Here is a 20,579-nt window from a genome sequence, read left to right as displayed (position 1 = left end):
GAGGAGGTTGTGCATGAAACGTGCCCGTATTCTCATTCTGACAGCCTCCATTGGCTCCGGACATACGCGAGCAGCGGAAGCAATTTGCGCCGCCCTCACCGCACATCCGCATGCGAAAGACATGCAGGTGGATGTCGTCGACTTCATGACACGTGAAGTTTCCGTCATTCACTATCTCATGAAACGCATCTATCTCACGATGCTGCGTTTCGTGCCCGATCTTTACGATGTGTTTTTCCGCGTTGCAGGAAAGAATACGAGCGGCGGTATTGTGCGCAATGCTTTCGCGTGGGTAATGGTGTGTGCTGTGGGGCGACTCATACGGGACTACGAGCCGGATCTGATTGTTGCGACACACCCCTTTCCCGAGGGGGCGGCAGCGCTCTGGCGTGCGCGGAACGGAGAGTCGTTTGCTCTTGCTGCGCTCCTGACGGATTATGCTCTGCATGAAATTTGGCTTACGCGCAATGTAGATACGTACTTTGTTGCGACTGAGTCGATGGCAGCGGGGATGGCAGAGCGCGGCTTTGATGTTCGTATGGTGCACGCGACGGGGATCCCGATTGCTCCTGCCGACTACGCATTGGCGCGGAGCGAGGCGCAGATGCGTGTCGGTCTGACGGAGGATCTGCCGACACTTCTCCTCATGGGAGGTGGTCTTGGGCTTGGGGGGATGGACATTACGCTCACCGCTCTTGAGGCGGTGGAGCGGCGACTTTCCATCCTCGTTGTAGCGGGACATAATGCGGCACTTGCGGCACATGCGCGCGGTGTGGCACGCACATCGCGGCATGTCATCCGTGTCTTTGCCTATACGCATGAGGTGTCTGTGCTCATGCGGGCGGCAGATCTCCTCATCACAAAACCGGGGGCTCTTACGATCAGCGAAGCGTTTGCCGCGGGGCTGCCGCTCCTCCTGCACGATCCTATCCCCGGACCTGAGACGGAGAATGCCATCTATGCGACACGATGCGGTGCAGCGGTATGGCTCCACCCGGGGGAGCAGATGGCTCCTGCGGTGAAGGAGATCTTGGATCACAGAATCTCACAGATGCGTAAAGCGGCGCGTGATTGTGCATGCGAGGAGGCAGCACAGCACGTGGCTGAGATGCTTGTTGAGATGCTGACAAGAAAGAGAGGGGAGCGAAGTGGCTCAGAGAAGAACCCCTAGGAGACCACGATGGTTTGTCATCACCCTTTTGATCATTTTGGGCTATTTTGGTTCGATAATCGTATCGCAGGGGCTTTACCTCTCCCATGTTCACGAGGATCAGGTACTTGCGACGCAGAGACTTATGTCGGCACGCGCGGAGAACGATCGTCTGCGCGCGGAGAAAGATCGTCTGGATGAACTTCCCTATATTGAAAAATTGGCGCGCGAGGAGCTCGGGATGACGGGCGTGGGCGAGCTGCCCTATGCGCCGGGAAAGCGCGCAAACAGTAATTGAAATTCTTGACATCGGATGTGTTTGCCTTGTATAATGAGCGGGTAATGATACAGGGGGAGACCCCATGTTTTGTAGTTGAAGGGAAGAGTTGTATTGGCCATTGAAGTTGGCAGTGTAGTAGAGGGCGTCGTAACGGGCATCACCAATTTTGGCGCTTTTGTCGAGCTCCCCGAGGGAAAGACGGGACTCATCCACATCTCAGAGGTTGCCGATGTCTATGTGAACGATGTGCACGACTTCCTTAAAGAGCGTGATTCAGTCAAGGTCAAGGTGCTCACCGTGGATGACCGCGGCAAGATCGGTCTTTCCATCAAGGCACTTCAGGATAAGCCGGCAGCACCCGCACAGTCGGCTGCAGCGGCTCCTGTACGTCCGCCGCGCCCCCCGCGTGATATGCGCCGCACGGCTGCCACGCGACAGATCGGCTCTCCCTCCTTCGAGGATAAATTGTCACGCTTCCTGAAGGACAGTGATGAACGCTTGACCGATTTGCGCCGCAAGACGGACTCCAAGCGCGGCGGTCGAGGCTCGCGTCGCGGCTGATCACAGGGAAGTGCTGATGTAGAGATGACGGCGTTGTCTGCCTCGTGGCAGAGCGCGCATCATAGAGAAGAAAAAGGGCACTCCATTCGGAGTGCCCTTTTTCTATCAGGAGCATATTTTGCAAAAACAGGTGGAGCGCGTTTTACGCGCGCATGATCTTTTCAGCCCACAGCGCACGCTCCTCGCTGCATGCTCCGGCGGCACAGATTCACTCGCGCTGCTATACGTTTTGGATCTCTTGCGGAGCGCGGGCGGGGCGAGGCTCATCTGCGTCCACTATGAGCATGGGATTCGCGGCGCGGATTCGCTTGCGGATGCGTGCTTTGTGGAGCGGTTCTGCACGGTGCGGAAGATCCCCTTCATTCTCGGCACGGGCGATGTGCCCGCCTATGCGCGTACGCATCGACTCTCGATCGAGACGGCTGCGCGGATCTGTCGCTATGACTTTTTCCATCGCATACGGGATGAACGGGGCTGTGATGCTGTTGTGCTCGCGCACCATGCAGACGATCTCGCGGAGACAATCCTCCTGCGCATCTTGCGCGGAACGGGACCGGCGGGACTCGCGGCAATGCAGGAATGGGATGGACTGCATTTGCGGCCGTTTCTCACGGTTACGCGCGCGGCGATTGAGACGTATGCAGATGAGTGTGGGCTTAAACCTCGATACGATGCGACAAACGACTGCATGGACGCACGCCGCAACCGCATTCGTCACGAACTTTTGCCGGAACTTGCACGCGTCTATAACCCTGCGGTTCAAGAGGCTCTGACGCGTCTTGGCACCCTTGCCGGTGAGGAAGATGATTTCCTTGCGGGGGTTGCTGCAGAAACGTTTCAGCACGCCATGTGTCCCGAAGGTCTTTCCGTGGTGGCGGTTCGTGCGATGCACCCCGCGATGCAGCGGCGCGTTCTGCGCCTTTTTTGGGCACAGAAGACGGGGACGACACAGGATTTCTCCTATCTTCACGAGGAGCGCATGCGCGCTCTCCTCGCTGCGAAGGGCGCGCGCGTCTGTGAAATGCCGCATGGCTGGCAGGCGCGTGTGCGCTATGGCGTCCTGACTCTCCACCATGCACCATCGGTAAAGCCTATCGTGGAAAAAGGAGAAATTTTGCTTCCTTTCATCCGCGAATATGCTATAATGAATTTTCGGGGAATCGAGTTTCGTTTCAGACGTCTGACCCATATGACTGCGGACGATTGGCATAGGATGAAGGTGCGAGAGGCGGTCTATGCCGATCTCGACGGTCTTCCGCCGCTTGTGCTGCGGACGCGGCGGACGGGAGACTATATCCGGCTTCCCTTTGGGCGCAAGAAACTCAAGAACATCCTGATCGATGATAAGATCCCGCAGGAGCAGAGGGATGTTCTTCCGTTGATTGCCCTTGCGGATACGCATGAGATTTTTTGGATTGCGGGTGGGCGGCGAAGCATAATTGCCCCCGTCACAGAGTCCAGTACGGATGTTTTGGACATTACATGTGTGAAGGAGACGATAGACGGATGATGAGCAATGATATTGAGCGTATATCCTTTTCCGCAGATGAGATTCGTATGCGGGTACAGGAACTCGGCGCGGAGATTGCGCGTGACTATCGTGACGACCCCGAACCCATCTATTGTGTCGGAATTTTGAAGGGCGCTGCGGTGTTTTTCACGGATCTTGTCCGCGCCATTGACCATCCCGTCGCATTTGACTTCATGATTGTTTCCAGCTATGGGGAGGCGACGGTCTCAAGCGGACAGGTCAAGCTCCTAAAGGATCTCGATTTTTCCATCGAGGGAAAGCATGTCATCATCGTGGAGGATATTATCGACTCGGGGACAACGATGCATTATTTGAAGCAGATGCTCAAGGGCCGCCATCCTAAGAGCATCAAGATCTGCGCATTCCTGTCGAAGCCATCGCGCCGTGTTGCACCTGTGGAGATCGACTATCTCGGACACGAGGTCCCGGATGACTTTCTCGTGGGTTACGGTCTGGACTATGCGGAAAAATATCGAAACCTTCCCTATATCGGGGTGCTCAAACGTTCCGTTTACGAATAAACAGGAGGTAGGACTTGAATCAATCAATCCTTAGAAATCTTGCGTTTTATGCGCTCATGTTCTTCGTTGTCTGGACGGTCGCGGACTATATGTCGGGGAGTCATCAGGCTCCTCAGGCGACGGCGCTCGGTTACAGTGACTTCAATGCAAAGGTGACGGCGGGCGAGGTGGACAAGGTCGTTATTGTCCGGAACAACATTCGCGGCACGCTCACAGATGGGACGGAGTTTACGACCATTGCACCGGAAGCACCGAACAGCGATCACGATCTCTATACACGCCTTGCGGACAAGGGGATCAATATCTCGGCAGAGAACCCGCCCGAACCGCCGTGGTGGCAGACAATGCTCACCTCGCTCATCCCGATCGCGCTGCTCATCGGCTTCTGGTTCTTCATCATGCAGCAGTCGCAGATGGGCGGCGGACGCATGATGAACTTCGGCAAGTCACGTGTGCGCCTGATGGTGAGCGACAAGAAAAAGGTAACGTTCGCCGATGTTGCAGGCGCGGACGAAGCGAAACAGGAACTTGAGGAAGTCGTTGAGTTCCTCAAGACACCGGATAAATTCAACGAACTTGGCGCACGTATTCCGAAGGGCGTCCTCCTCTTCGGACCTCCGGGTACGGGCAAGACACTCCTCGCGAAGGCGGTTGCCGGTGAGGCGGGCGTGCAGTTCTTTACGATCAGCGGTTCCGACTTTGTCGAGATGTTCGTCGGTGTCGGCGCTTCGCGTGTACGCGATCTCTTCGAACAGGCGAAGAAGTCCGCGCCGTGCATCGTCTTCATCGATGAGATCGATGCCGTCGGACGTCAGCGCGGGGCGGGCCTCGGCGGCGGACATGACGAGCGCGAACAGACGCTCAATCAGCTGCTCGTCGAGATGGACGGCTTTGCCTCGAATGAGGGCATCATCATCATTGCAGCGACAAACCGTCCCGATGTTCTGGACCCCGCACTTCTGCGCCCAGGGCGCTTTGATCGTCAGATTGTCGTGGACAAACCCGATGTACGCGGACGCGAGGCGATTCTCAAGGTGCATACAAAGGGGAAACCGATCGCGGATGATGCAGATCTGGATGTGCTTGCACGCCGTACGCCCGGCTTTACAGGCGCAGATCTCAGCAACCTTGTCAATGAGGCAGCACTCCTTGCTGCGCGCCGCAATAAGAAACAGATCCACATGGCGGAGATGGAGGAGGCGATCGAGCGCGTGCTTGCAGGTCCCGAACGCAAATCCCACGTCATGACGGAGGAGGAGAAGCGCCTCACGGCATATCACGAGGGAGGACATACCCTCGTGGGACTTCTGCTTGAGCACGCCGACCCCGTGCACAAGGTCACGATCATTCCGCGCGGGCGTGCGGGCGGATATATGCTCTCCCTGCCGAAGGAAGATCGCTCCTATCGCACGCGCTCAGAGCTCTTTGACCGCATCAAGGTTGCGCTCGGCGGGCGTGTTGCCGAGGAGGTCGTGCTCGGCGAGATCAGTACGGGTGCCTCAAGCGATATTCAGCAGGCGACGCAAATCATCCGCAGTATGATCATGCAGTATGGTATGAGTGAGACGATCGGTCCCATTGCCTATGGTGAGGAAAATCACCAAGTCTTCCTCGGTCGTGACTTCAATCGCGACCGCAATTACTCCGAGGAGGTCGCGGGCGAGATCGACCGCGAGGTACGCCGTTACATTGAGGACGCATATGAGGCGTGTCGCGTCATTATCACGGAGAATCGTGAAAAACTTGATCTGATCGCAAGTGCTCTGCTCGAACGTGAGACATTGAACGCAAGTGAGCTTGAGGAACTGATGACAAAGGGAACGATCGGGGACAAGGACAAAGACGATAACGATTCGGATGATACGGGCAAGCCTTTGCCGATCCCTGTCGATGTCGTGATCGATGACTCCACACAGACGAGTGAGGAGGCGGAACGCGCGGAGGAGGAGCGTCCTGCGCCCATTCCGACCACCGAGCCAAAATTTAATCTAACACAGTGGAATAAGTAACGCAGCGGAGGCGCTGCTGCATGGATCAGTGTGCAGCAGCGCCTTTTCTTTAGAGAAGATGAGGTTTTGACGATACTATTAAGAACGCATTGATAAATTCAGATTGCATCTCTTGACGGTCAGTACTTCGTCGGCAAATCCTCCACAGAGCACCACGCTGCGTCCGGTTTTCCACATTGTTCGGACGAAGAATCTACGCCAATTGAAGGTTCGTTTTATCAGTAATTCCTTCATATTTTTGTGGCAGGGAGCCGCTATCTGCGCTATAATGGGGCGGATAACGGCTTTTTGAGGAAGCGAGATTCCTTCATTGGGAGGCATGTGATGAGTAGGGATGTGTTGGAGCTGCTGCGGGCGGCGGGCGGCTATATCTCGGGCGAGAAGATGGCGGAGCGGCTCGGTGTGACACGCGCGGCGGTGTGGAAGAAGATCGCGGCACTGCGCGATGCGGGCTATGATATATCGAGTGCACCGCGCAGCGGATATGTTCTGCGCTCGGCGCCGGATCGCCTGATCGAGGCGGAGATCGCGCAGGAGCTCGATACGCAGCTTATCGGGCGAAAGATCATCGCCTATGATGCGGTGGACTCGACCAATCTTGTGCTCAAAGACCTTGCGCGTGAGGGGGCAGAGGATGGTACCGTTGTCGTTGCCGACAGTCAAGGAACGGGACGAGGGCGCATGGAGCGCGCGTTCTTCTCGCCGCCCGGCAAGGGCATCTGGGTGAGCATCCTCCTGCGTCCGACGTTCCTGCCGCAGGATGCGCCAAAGTGCACACTGATGGCGGCGGTGGCAGTTGCGCGCGCGATGGAGCGGTTCGGTCTGCGCGCGGCGATCAAGTGGCCGAACGACATTATGCACGACGGGCGCAAACTGGTCGGAATCTTGACGGAGATGAGCGCGGAGATGGATCGCGTGAACTACGTCGTGATCGGCATCGGCATCAACGTGAACATTGCGAATGAGGATTTTCCTGAGGAACTGCGGTCGGTTGCGACCTCGCTGATGCAGATGAAGGGCGAGCCGCTGCCGCGCGTAGCATTTTTGCAAGAGCTCCTGCGCGCACTCGACGAGCTCTATGCGGATGTGCAGCAGCAGGGGTTTGCGCCCGTGCTCGCGGCGTGGCGGGACTATGCGGTGACGCTTGGGCAGTCCGTCCGCGTGATTGCGCCTGCGGGCGAGGAGTTCGAGGGCGTTGCGGCGGATATTGATGAGGAGGGGGCGCTCCTGATTGATACAAAGGCTGGGAGAAGGCGTGTGTTGGCGGGGGATGTGTCCATCCGCCCGAAGAAATAGTACGGAGGAAAGAACTTGCTGCTAGTACTGGACATCGGCAACAGCAATATCGTCATGGGCGCGTATGAGGGGAAAAAACTTCTGCGGCATTGGCGCATCTCGACGGATCGGCAGAAGACGGGCGACGAGTATGGAATCCTTTTCAATGAATTGTTCCGTTATCAGGGCATTCAGATGTCGGACATTCATGCGATCATCATCTCCTCGGTCGTGCCGCCGCTTGTCGTGCCCATGCAGAAGATGTGCGAGCGCTACTTCCGCATCCGCCCGCTGATCGTCGGTCCCGGCATACGAACCGGGATACGCCTGAACTATGAAAATCCGCGTGCAATCGGCGCCGACCGCATTGTGAATGTCATCGGCGCGCACGAGCAGTACGGCGGACCGCTCATTGTCATCGACATTGGGACGGCGACGACGTTCGACATTGTGGCGGAGAACGGGGATTTCCTCGGCGGTGTCATCGCGCCGGGACTCGGATCGAGTGCCGAGGCGCTCTTTCAGCGGGCGGCGCAGCTGCCGCGCATCGAGCTTGTGCCGCCGAAGACGGTCGTCTGCCGCAGCACAATACAGGGGATGCAGGCGGGCATCATCTACGGCTATGTCGGGCAGATCGACGAGATTGTGCGCCGCGTCAAGGCAGAGCTCGCGATGGAAATGAAGGTGGTCGCAACGGGCGGCTTTGCCCGCATGGTGGCAAAGGAGTCGCAGACGATTGACAAGGTCGATCACTTCCTGACGCTTACGGGACTGCGCGTCCTCTACGAGCGTAACCAGCCGTGAAACCAATGAAAATAGGCGCGTTCACGTTTGATGATCCCGTCTTTCTTGCGCCGATGGCGGGTGTGACGGATCGCGCGTACCGCATCATCGCGCACGACATGGGCTGTCCGCTCGCGTTCGCGGAGATGGTGAGCAGTCAGGGCATTCACTATCGCAATGAGCACACGATGAAAATGCTCCAAACGGAGCCGGAGGAACGCCCAATCGCAATGCAGATCTTCGCGAAGTCGGCGGAGATGGCGGCGGAGGCAGCTGCCTACATCGAGGAGATCGGCACGGCGGATATTTTGGACTTCAACATGGGCTGTCCTGCGCCGAAGGTCGTGAAGAACGGTGAGGGCTCGGCTCTGATGTGTGAGCCGAAAAAGGCGGAGGAGATCCTTACGGCGATTCGCCGTGCGACGAAGCTGCCGTTCACGGTGAAGATGCGGCTCGGCTGGGACGATGCCTCGCGCAACGCCGTGGAGATTGCGCGGATGGCGGAGGCGGTCGGCGTGGATGCCGTCGCCGTGCACGGGCGGACGCGCGCGCAGTTCTACAGCGGCAATGCGGACTATGCGGCGATCGCTGAGGTGAAACGCGCCGTGCAAATTCCCGTGATCGTGAGCGGCGATGTGCGCCGCCCCGCCGATCTTGCGCGTGCACTCGACATTACGGGCGCAGATGCCGTCATGATCGGGCGTGGAGCACAGGGGAATCCGTGGATTTTCCCGCAGCTCATCCACTGGCTGCGCACGGGGGAAGAACTTCCCCCGCCGACGCTGACGGAGCGTGCACAGGTGATTCTGCGCCACCTCGACCTGCTCGTGCACTACAAGGGCGAGTATGTCGGCATCCGTGAGATGCGAAAGCATGCGGCGTGGTACACACGCGGTCTCTCGGGCAGTGCGGAGCTGCGTGAGCGATTTAACCGCGCGGCATCAAAGGATGAATTTATAAATATTCTGCGTGATGCGTGGGAACGATAGAAAGGGATATATATGAGTGACGATAAGAAGACTTCGGTCTGGTTGAAGTATACGCCGGAGGAGCGCGCAGCAGTAGATGAACTTGCACGCGGCTATATTGACTTTCTCTCGGACTGCAAGACGGAGCGCGAGAGCGTAACGGAGGCGGTACGTCTGGCGCAGACGGCGGGCTACCGCGACTTTGCAGACGTGATTGCGGCGGGCACCAAGCTCAAGGCGGGCGACAAGGTCTATGCCGTCAATATGAAAAAGGCGATCGTCCTCTTCCATATCGGGACGGAGCCGATGGAGCACGGCATGAACATCCTCGGCGCGCACATCGATACCTGCCGCCTTGATGTGAAGCAGACCCCGCTGTACGAGGATAACGGGCTTGCCTATTTCGATACGCATTACTACGGCGGCATCAAGAAGTATCAGTGGGTGACGATTCCGCTTGCCCTGCACGGCGTCGTCGTGAAGAAGGATGGCACGGTTGTGGAGATCACGCTTGGAGAAAAGGCGGACGATCCCGTTTTCTGTGTGACCGACCTGCTCATCCATCTCTCGCAGGAACAGCTTGAGAAAAAGGCGTCGAAGGTCATTGAGGGCGAGAAGCTGGATGTCCTCATCGGCGGTTATCCACTGAAAAAAGATGATAAGGAATCCGTCAAGGACGGTATCCTCGCACTCCTCAAGGAACATTACGATATTGCTGAGGAGGACTTTAACTCGGCGGAGCTGACACTTGTTCCGGCGGGGCGTGCGCGGGAGCTTGGCTTTGATCGCAGCATGGTGCTCGGCTACGGGCAGGATGACCGCGTCTGCTCCTATACCGCACTCCGCTCCATGCTTGAGACAGATATGCCAAAGCGCACGGCGTGCTGTCTCCTCGTGGACAAGGAGGAGATCGGCAGTGTTGGTGCAACAGGCATGCATTCGCGTTTCTTTGAGAACATGGTCGCGGAACTGCTCTCCGCCTGCGGGCAGTATACGGAGCTTGCGCTTCGCCGCACGCTTGCGCACTCGAAGATGCTCTCCTCGGATGTGTCGAGTGCGTACGATGGGCTCTATGCAGACGCATTCGAGAAGAAGAACGTCGCCTACCTCGGGCGCGGCATGGTGTTCAACAAGTTCACGGGTGCGCGCGGAAAGTCCGGCTCGAGCGATGCGAGTGCGGAGTATCTCGGGCAGCTGCGCGGCATGATGGATGCGAACGGCGTCAGCTATCAGCTTGCGGAACTCGGTCGCGTCGATCTCGGCGGGGGCGGTACGATCGCCTACATCATGGCGCGCTACGGCATGGACGTGATCGACAACGGTGTCGCCGTGATGAGCATGCACGCGCCGTGGGAGGTCACGAGCAAGGCTGACATCTATGAGATGAAGAAGGGCTACGATGTGTTTTTGCGGAATGCGTGAGTAATGGGTGAAACGCCCCTGCTGCTTACGGTGGCAGGGGTATTTGTTTTTGGAAAGGAGCATACCATGGTCTCTGAGCAGATGTACGAACTCGGAACGAAGAAATCGACCATTCGCACAATCTTTGAATACGGACAGAAGCGTGCGGCGGAGGTCGGCGCGGAGAATGTCTTTGATTTCAGCCTCGGAAACCCGAATGTACCGACACCGGACTTCATTCGAGATGCGGCGATAGATATCCTCACACACAGTGACCCGATGGAGGTGCACGGCTATACGATTGCGCCCGGCAAGCCCCATGTACGCGAGGTGCTTGCTGCTGATCTGAACAAGAGATTCGGCATGGAATTCACGGGAAAAAATCTCTTCCTCACGGCGGGGGCGGCAGCGTCCATAACAATTACGTTCAAGGCATTCGCGGAGGCGGGGGACGAGTTCATCACGATTGCTCCCTTCTTCCCCGAGTACCGTGTCTTTGTCGAGGCATGCGGGGGGAAGCTCATTGTTGTGCCTGCAAAAACCGATGATTTTCAGATCGATTTCGCAGCGCTCGCGGAGGCAATCACACAGCATACAAAAGCTGTCATCATCAACTCCCCGAACAACCCGAGCGGTGCGGTCTACAGTGGGGAAACACTTCGCCAACTTGCGGAACTCTTACGCAAAAAGGAAATGGAGTTCGGGCATCCGATCTTTATCATCGCGGATGAACCCTATCGCGAGATCGTTTATGACAGTCTGACCGTTCCATACATTCCACTTCTTTACGACAATACGATTGTCTGCTACTCCTACAGCAAATCCTTCTCCCTGCCGGGAGAACGCATCGGCTACATCGTTGTGCCGGATACGGTTGCGGACTTTGCGCGTATCTACGGTGCGATCGCGGGTGCGGCGCGTGTCCTTACGCACGTCAATGCGCCGTCACTCTGGCAGCTCGTTATCGCGCGCTGCGCAGGAAGAAATGCCGATCTGAGTACCTATGCGCGCAATGCAAAGCTGCTCTACGAAGGGCTGTCTGCATCGGGCTTTTCCTGCATGCGCCCGCAAGGTGCGTTCTACCTCTTCCCAAAGGCTCTTGAGGAGGACGATGCTGCATTTTGTGCACGGGCGCGAGAATTTGATCTGCTTCTTGTGCCGGGCAGGGATTTTGGCTGTCCCGGCTACTTCCGCGCGGCATATTGTGTGCGCACCGCGGTGATTGAACGCGCCTTGCCGCGTTTTCAGAAGTTGGCAGAATCCTATAAGGATCCACATGAATGAAGATTGATAATGATAATTCCATTAAACTTGTGTTGACAATCACTCTCTATAGAGCTATACTTAGTACCGATTCACATATAGCAAGGTGTATCATTCTCGATGGTATACGACGAATCCATAGGTAATCACGCATATATCCGTATATTTGACAAGGAAGGTGTTCTTTTTGACCAGTGCAGAACTCTTTGAAAAAGGCGGTCCCGTCATGTATCTGCTGCTCCTGTGCTCTCTCACAGTGGCAGCAATTGCGATTGACCGCTTTTTGCTCTATCGTCGTGCAGCGAAGGGGGCACAGGAACTTGAGGCGGAAGTATCCGCCTCGCTTCGTAAGAGGAAGGTGGATGAAGCTGCATCTGCCGCCGAGGGCAAGGACAATATGGTCGCCTATCTTGTGAACAGTGCACTTGATGCACGTGCGGCAGGGGAGGATGTCCCCATGACGCTTGAGGCTGTTTACGGCGAGGCGGCAATGCTTCTGCGCGCACGTCTGAACTATCTTTCGACGATCGTTACGCTTGCGCCGCTCCTCGGTCTTCTCGGCACGATCTCAGGTATGATCCAGTCGTTCAGTGTGTTCAACCTGCAGGCAGGTCAGCCGATGGCGATCACGGGCGGCATCGGGGAGGCGCTCATTGCAACGGCGACGGGGCTTCTCGTTGCGATTTTCGCACTCGTTGTCCATACCTACTTTGCCCAGCGCATGGATACGATGCTGACATTGCTCGAAAAGACGATGAACACCTTGCTCGCCGGATTTGTTGCTGCGGATGGAGGGCGTTCTCATGCGTCGTAATTTTCATGATGTGCGCGAGCCGCTCGTCATGATTATCCCGATGATCGACATCATGCTCTTCCTGCTCGTATTCTTCATGCTCAGCACGATGTATATGGTGAACGCGAGCACGGTACAGGTGAGCCTTCCGCAGGCGGCGACGGCTCAACATGACACGCGCCCGCACATCGTTTCTATCACGGTAACGGAGGACGGGAAGGTTCTTTTTGACCGCGATGAAGAGCCGACACGGGAACTCACGGCGCGGGTCAAGACGCAGCTTGAGGATGATCCCGATACGGTCTTTGTCGTGCGCGGCGACCGCAAGGCGGACTATCAGTTCGTTGTTACTGTGTTCGATGCGCTCAAGGAAGCGGGGACGCGCCATGTGTCCATTGCGACGGAGACGGGAGGGGTCTGAGTGCATTATCAGACACATTGGCGTCTCGCCTTTGTTCTCGCGTTCTTCTTTCACATCATTGCGTGGCTCTTTCTGACGATCCTGATTCCGCACGTCTTCAAAGCGCTTGAAGCGCCTCCGCAGGAGGAGCCGATGGAGTGGGTCGAACTCGCGGATGATCCGGGTCCTCCCGAGGAGGAGCAGCAGGAGGAAGAACCTCCGCCGCCACCTCCGCCCCCACCGCCCGAACCGGAACAGGTGGAAGAAGAACCTGCCGTGGTTGAGGCAGAGGTTCCAGAGGAAGCCATTACGGAGATTCTGAAGGAAGTCGAGGAAACGGCGGACAAGCCGGAAGAACCGAAGGTTCTGCGCTCCGGCGAGGGCAAGCAGATCGGCATGCCGGGCAAGATCCTCCATGCAGAGCAGCCGCCTTACGGCGTGATTGAGTTCAAGGGACGCATCGCCGTTTCGGCACGCATCGGCACGGACGGCAAGGTCATATCCACGAAGATACAGGTTTCCTCGGGAAATGCACTCTACGACCGCATGGCGCGCCGCATTGTCGAGAAGCAGTGGAAGTTCGAGCCTGCAAAGGATATGAACGGGCAGCCGATGGAATCCGATATGCAGTGCCCCGTTTATTTCAATATGAAGCCTGCGCGCAACATCAAATAGCGTGCATGAAAATTGGGAGGAAACGAGCAATCCGATGAGAAAACTCTTTGTGTTTATTACGGCACTTTTCCTGCTTCTGCCGGCGGCGTCCACCGATGCCGCACAGACGTGGCAGCAGATCCACGACCACATTGCCGCTGAGATGGAGAATGTCTATACCATCTACCAATCGGGCAATGCGGAGGGAGCGAAGGATGCCGTCAATGATATTTACTATGGCATCTATGAAAAGGACGGCCTTGAGAGTGCCGTGCGCAGCGGGATCTCCTCCAAGAGTGCGAACCTCACGGAGTACCAGTTCTACACACTGAAAAAGGCGATCCGCGCGGGTGCACCGCAGTCCGAGATAGAAGCTGAGGGAAAAAAACTCCTCGATATGGTTCAGACGGAAGTGACAACCCTTGAGACGGCGGGGGTGCAGTCGGGCGGCTGGGGCATGTTCCTGCAGGCGTTTCTGATTCTTCTGCGTGAGGGCGTTGAGGCGATCCTCGTGCTCGTCGGCATCATCGCCTATCTCGGGCGTGCCGGACATGAGAAGGAACTCTCCACGGTCTATAACTGGGCGATTGCGGGCGTTATTGCGAGCTTTATCTCGGCTTATCTCTTTGTCGAAGTTCTTGACAATACGACGACGACAGGCTCCGGGCGTGAGATCATCGAGGGCTGTACCGCTCTCTTTGCCGTGCTCGTTCTTCTCGGTACATCTGCGTGGATGGGCGGCAAGTCCAACGCAAAGGCTTGGAAGTCCTACATCGACAGTCAGGTCAAGCTGACGCTCTCGACGGGCAAGAGTCGTGCTCTTGGCTTCGCCGTATTCCTTGCCGTCTATCGTGAGGGCGCGGAGGTCATTCTCTTCTATCAGGCGCTCTTTAACAACGCCATTGGCGATGTCGATATGATCTGGGGTGGCTTTGTCGCTGCGTGTGCGGCGCTTGCACTGCTCTTCTTCCTCATGCAGCGCGGTGCGCTGCGCATCCCGATCGGTCCGTTCTTCAAGGTGACGAGCGCGTTCATGTTTGTCCTTGCGGTCACCTTCCTTGGCGGCGGACTCAAGGAACTGCAGGAGGCAGATGTGATCTCCACATCGGTCATTGAGGCGATCCCCGTACCGAGCATTGATCTGCTCGGACTTTATCCCACCTATGAAACCGTTGTGCCGCAGCTGCTGCTGATTTTGGCAGCTGTTGCAGCGGTATCATATAGAAAACGCTCTGCTGCGGTAGAGGCGTAAGTTATTTCCTCGCAAGAGGGAGCAGTGTTTCATCTTTGTAAGGAGGATTATCCCATGAAGAAATCCAATCTCAGCATGCTTAAGAAGGCACTTGCCGTTGGCGCCATCGCATTCTCTACGTTTGCGATCAACGCGAATGTCAGCGAAGCTGCGTTCGAGGAGTTCCCGATCGGCGACGAGATTGAGGATACGACGAACCACTTCAAGGTTGCGCTCGTGTACTTCCAGCCGGTCACGATGGAGCCCGCCGGCATGAGTCTCCCGGCAGATCAGGCGGATATCCACATTGAGACGGATATCCATGCAACCGAGGGCAATGAGTGCGGCTTCGGTGTCGGCGAGTGGATTCCCTATCTGACGGTGCACTACAAGTTCACGAAGCGCGAGACGGGCGAGAGCCTTGAGGGCGTCTTCATGCCGATGAGCGCAGACGATGGTCCGCACTACGGCGCGAATGTCAAGATGCTCGGCGCGGGCACCTATGACTGCGAGTTCTCGATCGACAGTCCCGCACGTCAGAACTACATGCTCCACACCGACAAGGAGACGGGCGTTCCGGGTCATTTCTGGACCGAGCCGGTCAAGATGAGCTGGGTGTTCAAATACGTTCCGCGTAAGTGGTAATTTCAGTTACTCCCGGACGATGACGGCGCGGGATTCCTGTGCCGCACATTGTCCTGCCGGAATTAGAATGGCTGCCGTCCTTCGGGGACGGCGGCTTTTCTAGTAGGAAAGGGTTATTACAATGTTACAGGCGTTTCTACAACAATTGGTACCGGCGCTCGAAGAGAGCATCAAGCTCGCCGTGCCGCTCGGTATTCTGCTTGCAATCATTTTGCCCCTGCCGAATCAAAGCATCCGCCATACGTTTGTGCGCGTTTTGAAGTGGGGGTTTTTCCTCTCGCTCTTTATGACTGCCGTGCGTGTCGGTACAAAGTCCGCAGTCAATCGCGAGATTTTCGAGAGCATGGCGATCGGTGTCGATCTCGTGGGCGCGCTCGTTCTCTGTACGATCCTCCTGCGCAGTCTGCATCGTGAATGGACAACGAAGGAGGAGCGCGTCTTCCGTATTGGGACGGGGGCGCTTGCACTTGGTATCTTCCTCTATCACGGTTTGGAACTCTGGCTGATCCCTGTTGCTACGGTTCAGGTTGCGATGGGGGACTACTTTACCCTCATTTTCTTTGTCAAGATGCTCGGTTTTCTCGGCGGCATCTTCCTCGGCTTCCTCTCGGGGTATCTGGCGTACCATGCGGCGGCGGCGCTTAATCACGGGCGGCTCGTCTTTGTCTTTACCGTGCAGATCGCTGCGACCGCCGTGCAGCAGATCATCTTTGTCATGACGGTCATGATGGCACGGCAGGTGCTTGGCGCGGAGGCGCTCATCCCATTTATGGCGCCGTTTATCGATAACCAGAACAAAATCATCTATGCCATCTACTTCGTTTCCATTCTCGTGCCCGTTACGCTCTTTTTGCAGCCGCGTCCCGAGCGTCCGCTCTGGGCAAATCCCGCGCAGTACCGTCAGCTGCTCGCGCGCGCGATTCGGCGCAAGCGCTGGGGATCGGGACTTCTTGCAATGCTCGTTCTGACGATGCTCATTTCGAGTGTCGGTGGCTGGTACGCGAACAAGAAGGAGCAGCTTGTCCCTGCCGTTGCGGTCAAGGCGGAGGACGGCCTCGTGCAGATCCCGCTTGAGGAGGTTTCCGACGGACATCTCCACCGCTATGCCTTTCGCGCCTCGGATGGAACGGAGGTGCGTGTCATCATCGTACAGAAGGGCGGCTCCGCGTTCGGCGTGGGACTGGATGCCTGCGAGATCTGCGGTGCGACGGGCTACTTCGAGCGTGACGGACAGATTGTCTGCCGTCTCTGCGATGTCGTCATGAACAAGGCGACGATCGGCCTCCCGGGAGGCTGCAACCCGATCCCTGTGGAGTACCGTGTGGCGAGCGGCAGCGTGCAGATTTCGGCGGACACGCTCGAAGCGGCACGCATTCACTTCCGGTGACGGCATGAGAGGAGGAAGGCCATGTTTTGGCAAATGGTAAAAGGGGCGCTCATCCGTCAGCGCGGGAGGTTTATCCTCATCGCTCTGACGGTTGCGCTCGGCGTTTCGCTCGCGACTGCCATGCTGAATGTCATGTTCGACATCGGCGAGAAGGTCAATCAGGAGCTGAAGGCGTTCGGTGCGAACATCACGGTTACGCCGCGCAACTCGATGGTGCTCAAAGATCTCTACGGCGTGGAGACGACCACGAGTATGCACCGCGAATACCTTGAGGAGTCAGATCTCGGCAACATCAAGACAATCTTCTGGACGAACAATATCGTTGCGTTCTCACCGTCATTGACGACGAACATCACGCTCGCGGACGGCGAGACGGTTCCGTTCTTCGGCACATGGTTTGAGCACACGCTCACGCTGCCGACGGATGAGGTCTACACTACGGGTGTAAAATTTATGAAGTCGTGGTGGCATGTCGATGGTGACTGGGCGGACGATACGCAGACGGATCAGGTGCTCGTCGGTACGAAGCTCGCGCAAAAGCTTGGCGTTACCACAGGCAGTACGATTTCCTACAAGAAGTCGGACGGTTCGGACGGCACGTTGATGGTCACCGGCATCCTTTCAGGCGGCGGCGAGGAGGAGAATCAGATCGTCGGTTCGCTCGCTTGTGCACAAGAGCTTGCGAATGCGGCAGGCAAGATTGATCAGGTGGAGGTCAGTGCAATGACGACGCCGGAGAATGATCTTGCGCGCAAGGCGGCAGAGAATCCGAAGTCGCTCTCGCAGGCGGAGTATGATATCTGGTACTGCACGTCGTACGTCGGTTCCATCGCCTATCAGATCGAGGAGGTCATGCATAATGCGGCAGCGCATCCCGTGCGCCAGATCGCAGAGTCCGAGGGCAAGATTCTCGGCAAGACGCAGCTCCTTATGCTGCTGATTACGGTTTTGTCGCTGCTCTCCTCGAGCCTTGGCGTCAGCAACCTCATCAGTGCGAACATCATGGAGCGCAGCCGCGAGCTGGGACTCCTGAAGGCACTTGGCGCGACGAATCGCGCCGTCGTGCTCTCCGTTCTCGCGGAGATCTTTATTGCAGGCATCCTCGGCGGCATTCTCGGCTACGTCGTCGGACTCGGCTTTGCCCAGCTCATTGGTGAGAATGTCTTTGGCTCGGGCATTGCAGTGAATCCGTACGTCATTCCGATCATTGCCGTGCTCATGTCGCTCGTGCTCATTATCGGGAGTGTGCCCGCGATCCGTATGCTTCTGTCGCTGCAGCCGGCAGAGGTTCTCTATGGCAGGTGATGAATGATGAATCGATATAAAATGTTCTTTATCATGGTCGCCAATTCCCTGCTGCGGCGGCGCGCACGCATGGCAATCGCCCTGCTTGCCGTTGCCATCGGGGCGACGATCATCTCGGGCATGATCACGGTCTACAAGGAAGTCCCCGAACAGATGGGGCGTGCGTTCCGCGCCTACGGTGCGAACCTCCTCATTCTGCCGGGTACGGATACGGGCACGATACAGGAAAGCTCGATTGCCGCTGTGCGCAAGTCCCTCTCGGGCTATGAGATTGTCGGCATTACACCCTTTCTGTATGATACCCTCCTGATCAACCATCAGACCGTGATGGCGGGCGGCACGGACTTCGCCGTCCTGCAGGAGGTCAGCCCGTATTGGCAGATTCGCGGCGACTGGCCGACACCGGGCGAGAAGGAGATCCTGCTCGGCGCGGAGTTTGCGGCGAAGCTGCGCGTGAATCCCGGCGATACAATTACCGTATCGGGCGGTGAGGGGACGATTGTGAGTGATTACCGCGTGTCCGGCATCGTTCGCACGGGTGGAAACGAGGAGAACTTTGTCTTTGTCTCCCTGCCCGATATGCAGAACATGAAGGGACGCCCCGGCGAGCTGAGTCTCGCGCAGGTCTCCGTTGTCGCGGGGCAGGATGAGCTGACGCGCGCAGAGGAGAAGATTCGCACGGATGTACCCGGCGTTCAGCCCCAGCTCGTCAAGCAGATTGCCCAGTCCGAGGGCACGGTGCTCGGGAAACTGCAGGCACTCGTGCTCATCGTCACCGTCGTTGTCCTTGTCCTGACGCTGATCTGCGTCTCGACCACGATGATGGCGATTGTGACGGAGCGTCGCCGCGAGATCGGGCTAAAGAAGGCGCTCGGTGCGGATAACCGTCACATTGTCGCGGAGTTTTTCGGCGAGGGGTGTCTCCTCGGTTTTCTCGGCGGCGTGCTCGGCTCGGGCTTTGGCTATCTCTTTGCCCAGAGTGTCAGCGTCAATGTATTCGGGCGCGGCATCGAGTTCTCGGCGACCATTGTCGTCGTCGCGCTTGTCATGTCCATCTTTGTCACGGGGCTTGCATCGCTCCTGCCCGTGCGCATTGCGACGAATGTAGATCCCGCGATTATCCTGCGCGGCGAATGAGGAGGAATAACGCATGAGTTTGCTTGAACTGCGGCACGTTTCCAAGGCGTACAACGAAAAGGTGCTCGCTCTGGACGATGTCAATCTGAAGGTGGAAAAAGGCGAATGGCTTGCCGTCATGGGTCCCTCCGGCTCGGGTAAGTCGACGCTCATGAACATCATCGGCTGTATGGACAGTGCGACGAGCGGCGAGGTTATCCTCGACGGCGAGGTGCTGACGGACGCGACACCCGAGGAGCTGACGCGCTATCGCCGCGACAAGATCGGCATCGTCTTTCAGCAGTTCCACATGATCCCGTATCTGACGGCGGTCGAGAATATCATGGTCGCGCAGTACTATCACAGCATGCCTGACCGCGATGAGGCGATGGCGGCACTCGAGCGCGTCGGACTTGCCGACCGTGCGAGCCATCTGCCGAGCCAGCTCTCGGGCGGTGAGCAGCAGCGCGTCTGCATCGCGCGTGCCCTCATCAACTATCCTGTCCTCATCCTCGCGGATGAGCCGACGGGCAACCTCGACGAGCAGAACCAAAAACTCGTCATGAAGATCTTCCATGAGCTGCACGATGAGGGGCACACGATCCTGACCGTTACGCACTCTGCCGAGGTCGGCGAGGAGGCGCAGCGCTGCGTCATCATCGAGCATGGACACATGCGTGAAAGGACGGCATGAGCATGAAGAAAACAGTTCTGGGAGTCGCGGTGCTCCTCTCGATCGGCGTTATGCTCGTCGGCTGCGGCGATGAGAAGAAGGACGCGCCAAAGGATGCGGCAAAGCCCGCCGCACAGGCGGTGTCCGTCGATCTGACGGGCGCGAAGGACGGCACGTTTGCGGGGGACAGCTCCGAGCACGCACAGCTTGGGCATTCGCACGTCGAGGTTACAATTGAAAACGGTGCAATCACAAAGGTCGTCCATACGGGCTTTGATAAGGACGGCAAGGTAAAGGACGAGAACTACGGCGCAGACAAGCCCGAGGGAGTCCGCAAGAAGGCGCAGACTGCCTACAAGGCGATCGGCTCGTATGCAAGCCAGCTTGAGAGCAAGAAGGATCTCGCGAAGGTCGATGCCATCGCGGGCGCAACCGTCAGCTACGACCAGTTTAACGAGGCTGTCGCAAAGGCTGTGGAAGCGGCGAAGAAATAAACGGTACGCGGGGCTGTTGTCCAGACGCTCAAGGCGCCCCTTCCACCGCTTCGCGGTCCCCCTCCCCCGCATCGGCGGGGGAGGCTTTGGAACATGGTATATTAGCTTCCCCCGTCGCAACGGGGGAAGTGGCGAGCTT

The 20,579-nt window shown here is 57.4% G+C and carries 21 protein-coding genes; all 21 read left to right on the top strand.

The window, feature by feature from the left end; all coding sequences use genetic code 11:
- Nucleotides 1–13 precede the first annotated feature (13 nt).
- Nucleotides 14–1,171 (top strand): MGDG synthase family glycosyltransferase, encoded by a 1,158-nt coding sequence (locus HMPREF9081_RS10175; protein ID WP_006307200.1) that lies wholly within the window; start codon nt 14–16, stop codon nt 1,169–1,171.
- Nucleotides 1,149–1,448 carry an FtsB family cell division protein gene (locus HMPREF9081_RS10170; protein ID WP_040395036.1) on the top strand — a complete coding sequence of 100 codons (300 nt, stop codon included), beginning with the start codon at nt 1,149–1,151 and terminating at the stop codon, nt 1,446–1,448. The genes HMPREF9081_RS10175 and HMPREF9081_RS10170 overlap by 23 nt, the downstream gene beginning before the upstream one ends.
- 93 nt (nt 1,449–1,541) lie before the next feature.
- On the top strand, nt 1,542–1,991 hold the full coding sequence (locus HMPREF9081_RS10165) for a S1 domain-containing RNA-binding protein (RefSeq protein ID WP_006307198.1): 450 nt from the start codon (nt 1,542–1,544) through the stop codon (nt 1,989–1,991).
- A gap of 118 nt (nt 1,992–2,109) precedes the next feature.
- Nucleotides 2,110–3,501: a tRNA lysidine(34) synthetase TilS gene (tilS, locus tag HMPREF9081_RS10160; RefSeq protein WP_154647317.1), complete on the top strand. Its 1,392-nt coding sequence runs from the start codon at nt 2,110–2,112 to the stop codon at nt 3,499–3,501.
- Entirely contained in the window at nt 3,498–4,043 is a 546-nt protein-coding gene (gene hpt / locus HMPREF9081_RS10155; protein ID WP_006307196.1) for a hypoxanthine phosphoribosyltransferase, read from the top strand. The genes tilS and hpt overlap by 4 nt, the downstream gene beginning before the upstream one ends.
- 14 nt (nt 4,044–4,057) lie before the next feature.
- Nucleotides 4,058–6,052, top strand: a complete 1,995-nt coding sequence (gene ftsH, locus HMPREF9081_RS10150; protein WP_006307195.1) for an ATP-dependent zinc metalloprotease FtsH — start codon at nt 4,058–4,060, stop codon at nt 6,050–6,052.
- 324 nt (nt 6,053–6,376) lie between these two features.
- A complete protein-coding gene (locus HMPREF9081_RS10145; RefSeq protein ID WP_006307193.1) occupies nt 6,377–7,348 on the top strand; it encodes a biotin--[acetyl-CoA-carboxylase] ligase in 972 nt (323 codons plus the stop codon).
- Nucleotides 7,349–7,363: 15 nt separating this feature from the next.
- Complete coding sequence (locus HMPREF9081_RS10140) at nt 7,364–8,131, top strand: type III pantothenate kinase (protein ID WP_006307192.1); 768 nt, start codon at nt 7,364–7,366, stop codon at nt 8,129–8,131.
- Between the two features lie 5 nt (nt 8,132–8,136).
- A complete protein-coding gene (gene dusB / locus HMPREF9081_RS10135) occupies nt 8,137–9,099 on the top strand; it encodes a tRNA dihydrouridine synthase DusB (protein WP_006307191.1) in 963 nt (320 codons plus the stop codon).
- Nucleotides 9,100–9,111: 12 nt separating this feature from the next.
- Nucleotides 9,112–10,500 (top strand): aminopeptidase, encoded by a 1,389-nt coding sequence (locus HMPREF9081_RS10130; RefSeq protein WP_006307190.1) that lies wholly within the window; start codon nt 9,112–9,114, stop codon nt 10,498–10,500.
- A 66-nt stretch (nt 10,501–10,566) separates the two neighbouring features.
- Nucleotides 10,567–11,763, top strand: a complete 1,197-nt coding sequence (locus tag HMPREF9081_RS10125; RefSeq protein ID WP_040395607.1) for a pyridoxal phosphate-dependent aminotransferase — start codon at nt 10,567–10,569, stop codon at nt 11,761–11,763.
- Nucleotides 11,764–11,968: 205 nt separating this feature from the next.
- The gene (locus HMPREF9081_RS10120; RefSeq protein ID WP_006307188.1) at nt 11,969–12,556 is read left to right on the top strand and encodes a MotA/TolQ/ExbB proton channel family protein; all 588 of its coding nucleotides are present in this window, start codon (nt 11,969–11,971) and stop codon (nt 12,554–12,556) included.
- Nucleotides 12,546–12,956, top strand: coding sequence for an ExbD/TolR family protein (locus HMPREF9081_RS10115; protein ID WP_006307187.1), 411 nt, complete (start codon nt 12,546–12,548; stop codon nt 12,954–12,956). The genes HMPREF9081_RS10120 and HMPREF9081_RS10115 overlap by 11 nt, the downstream gene beginning before the upstream one ends.
- The gene (locus HMPREF9081_RS10110; RefSeq protein WP_006307186.1) at nt 12,957–13,610 is read left to right on the top strand and encodes an energy transducer TonB; all 654 of its coding nucleotides are present in this window, start codon (nt 12,957–12,959) and stop codon (nt 13,608–13,610) included.
- A 34-nt stretch (nt 13,611–13,644) separates the two neighbouring features.
- Nucleotides 13,645–14,841 (top strand): FTR1 family iron permease, encoded by a 1,197-nt coding sequence (locus HMPREF9081_RS10105; protein ID WP_006307183.1) that lies wholly within the window; start codon nt 13,645–13,647, stop codon nt 14,839–14,841.
- 54 nt (nt 14,842–14,895) lie between these two features.
- A complete protein-coding gene (locus HMPREF9081_RS10100; protein WP_006307181.1) occupies nt 14,896–15,465 on the top strand; it encodes an iron transporter in 570 nt (189 codons plus the stop codon).
- A gap of 121 nt (nt 15,466–15,586) precedes the next feature.
- Complete coding sequence (locus HMPREF9081_RS10095; protein WP_006307180.1) at nt 15,587–16,852, top strand: DUF2318 domain-containing protein; 1,266 nt, start codon at nt 15,587–15,589, stop codon at nt 16,850–16,852.
- 21 nt (nt 16,853–16,873) lie between these two features.
- A complete protein-coding gene (locus tag HMPREF9081_RS10090) occupies nt 16,874–18,157 on the top strand; it encodes an ABC transporter permease (RefSeq protein ID WP_006307179.1) in 1,284 nt (427 codons plus the stop codon).
- 3 nt (nt 18,158–18,160) lie between these two features.
- Entirely contained in the window at nt 18,161–19,294 is a 1,134-nt protein-coding gene (locus HMPREF9081_RS10085) for an ABC transporter permease (protein WP_006307178.1), read from the top strand.
- 13 nt (nt 19,295–19,307) lie between these two features.
- Complete coding sequence (locus HMPREF9081_RS10080) at nt 19,308–19,967, top strand: ABC transporter ATP-binding protein (RefSeq protein WP_006307177.1); 660 nt, start codon at nt 19,308–19,310, stop codon at nt 19,965–19,967.
- 2 nt (nt 19,968–19,969) lie between these two features.
- Nucleotides 19,970–20,440, top strand: coding sequence for an FMN-binding protein (locus tag HMPREF9081_RS10075; RefSeq protein ID WP_040395031.1), 471 nt, complete (start codon nt 19,970–19,972; stop codon nt 20,438–20,440).
- Nucleotides 20,441–20,579 lie beyond the last annotated feature (139 nt).

Source organism: Centipeda periodontii DSM 2778, assembly GCF_000213975.1.
Lineage (GTDB): Bacteria > Bacillota > Negativicutes > Selenomonadales > Selenomonadaceae > Centipeda > Centipeda periodontii.
This window is presented reverse-complemented; position numbering and strand designations above follow the sequence as displayed.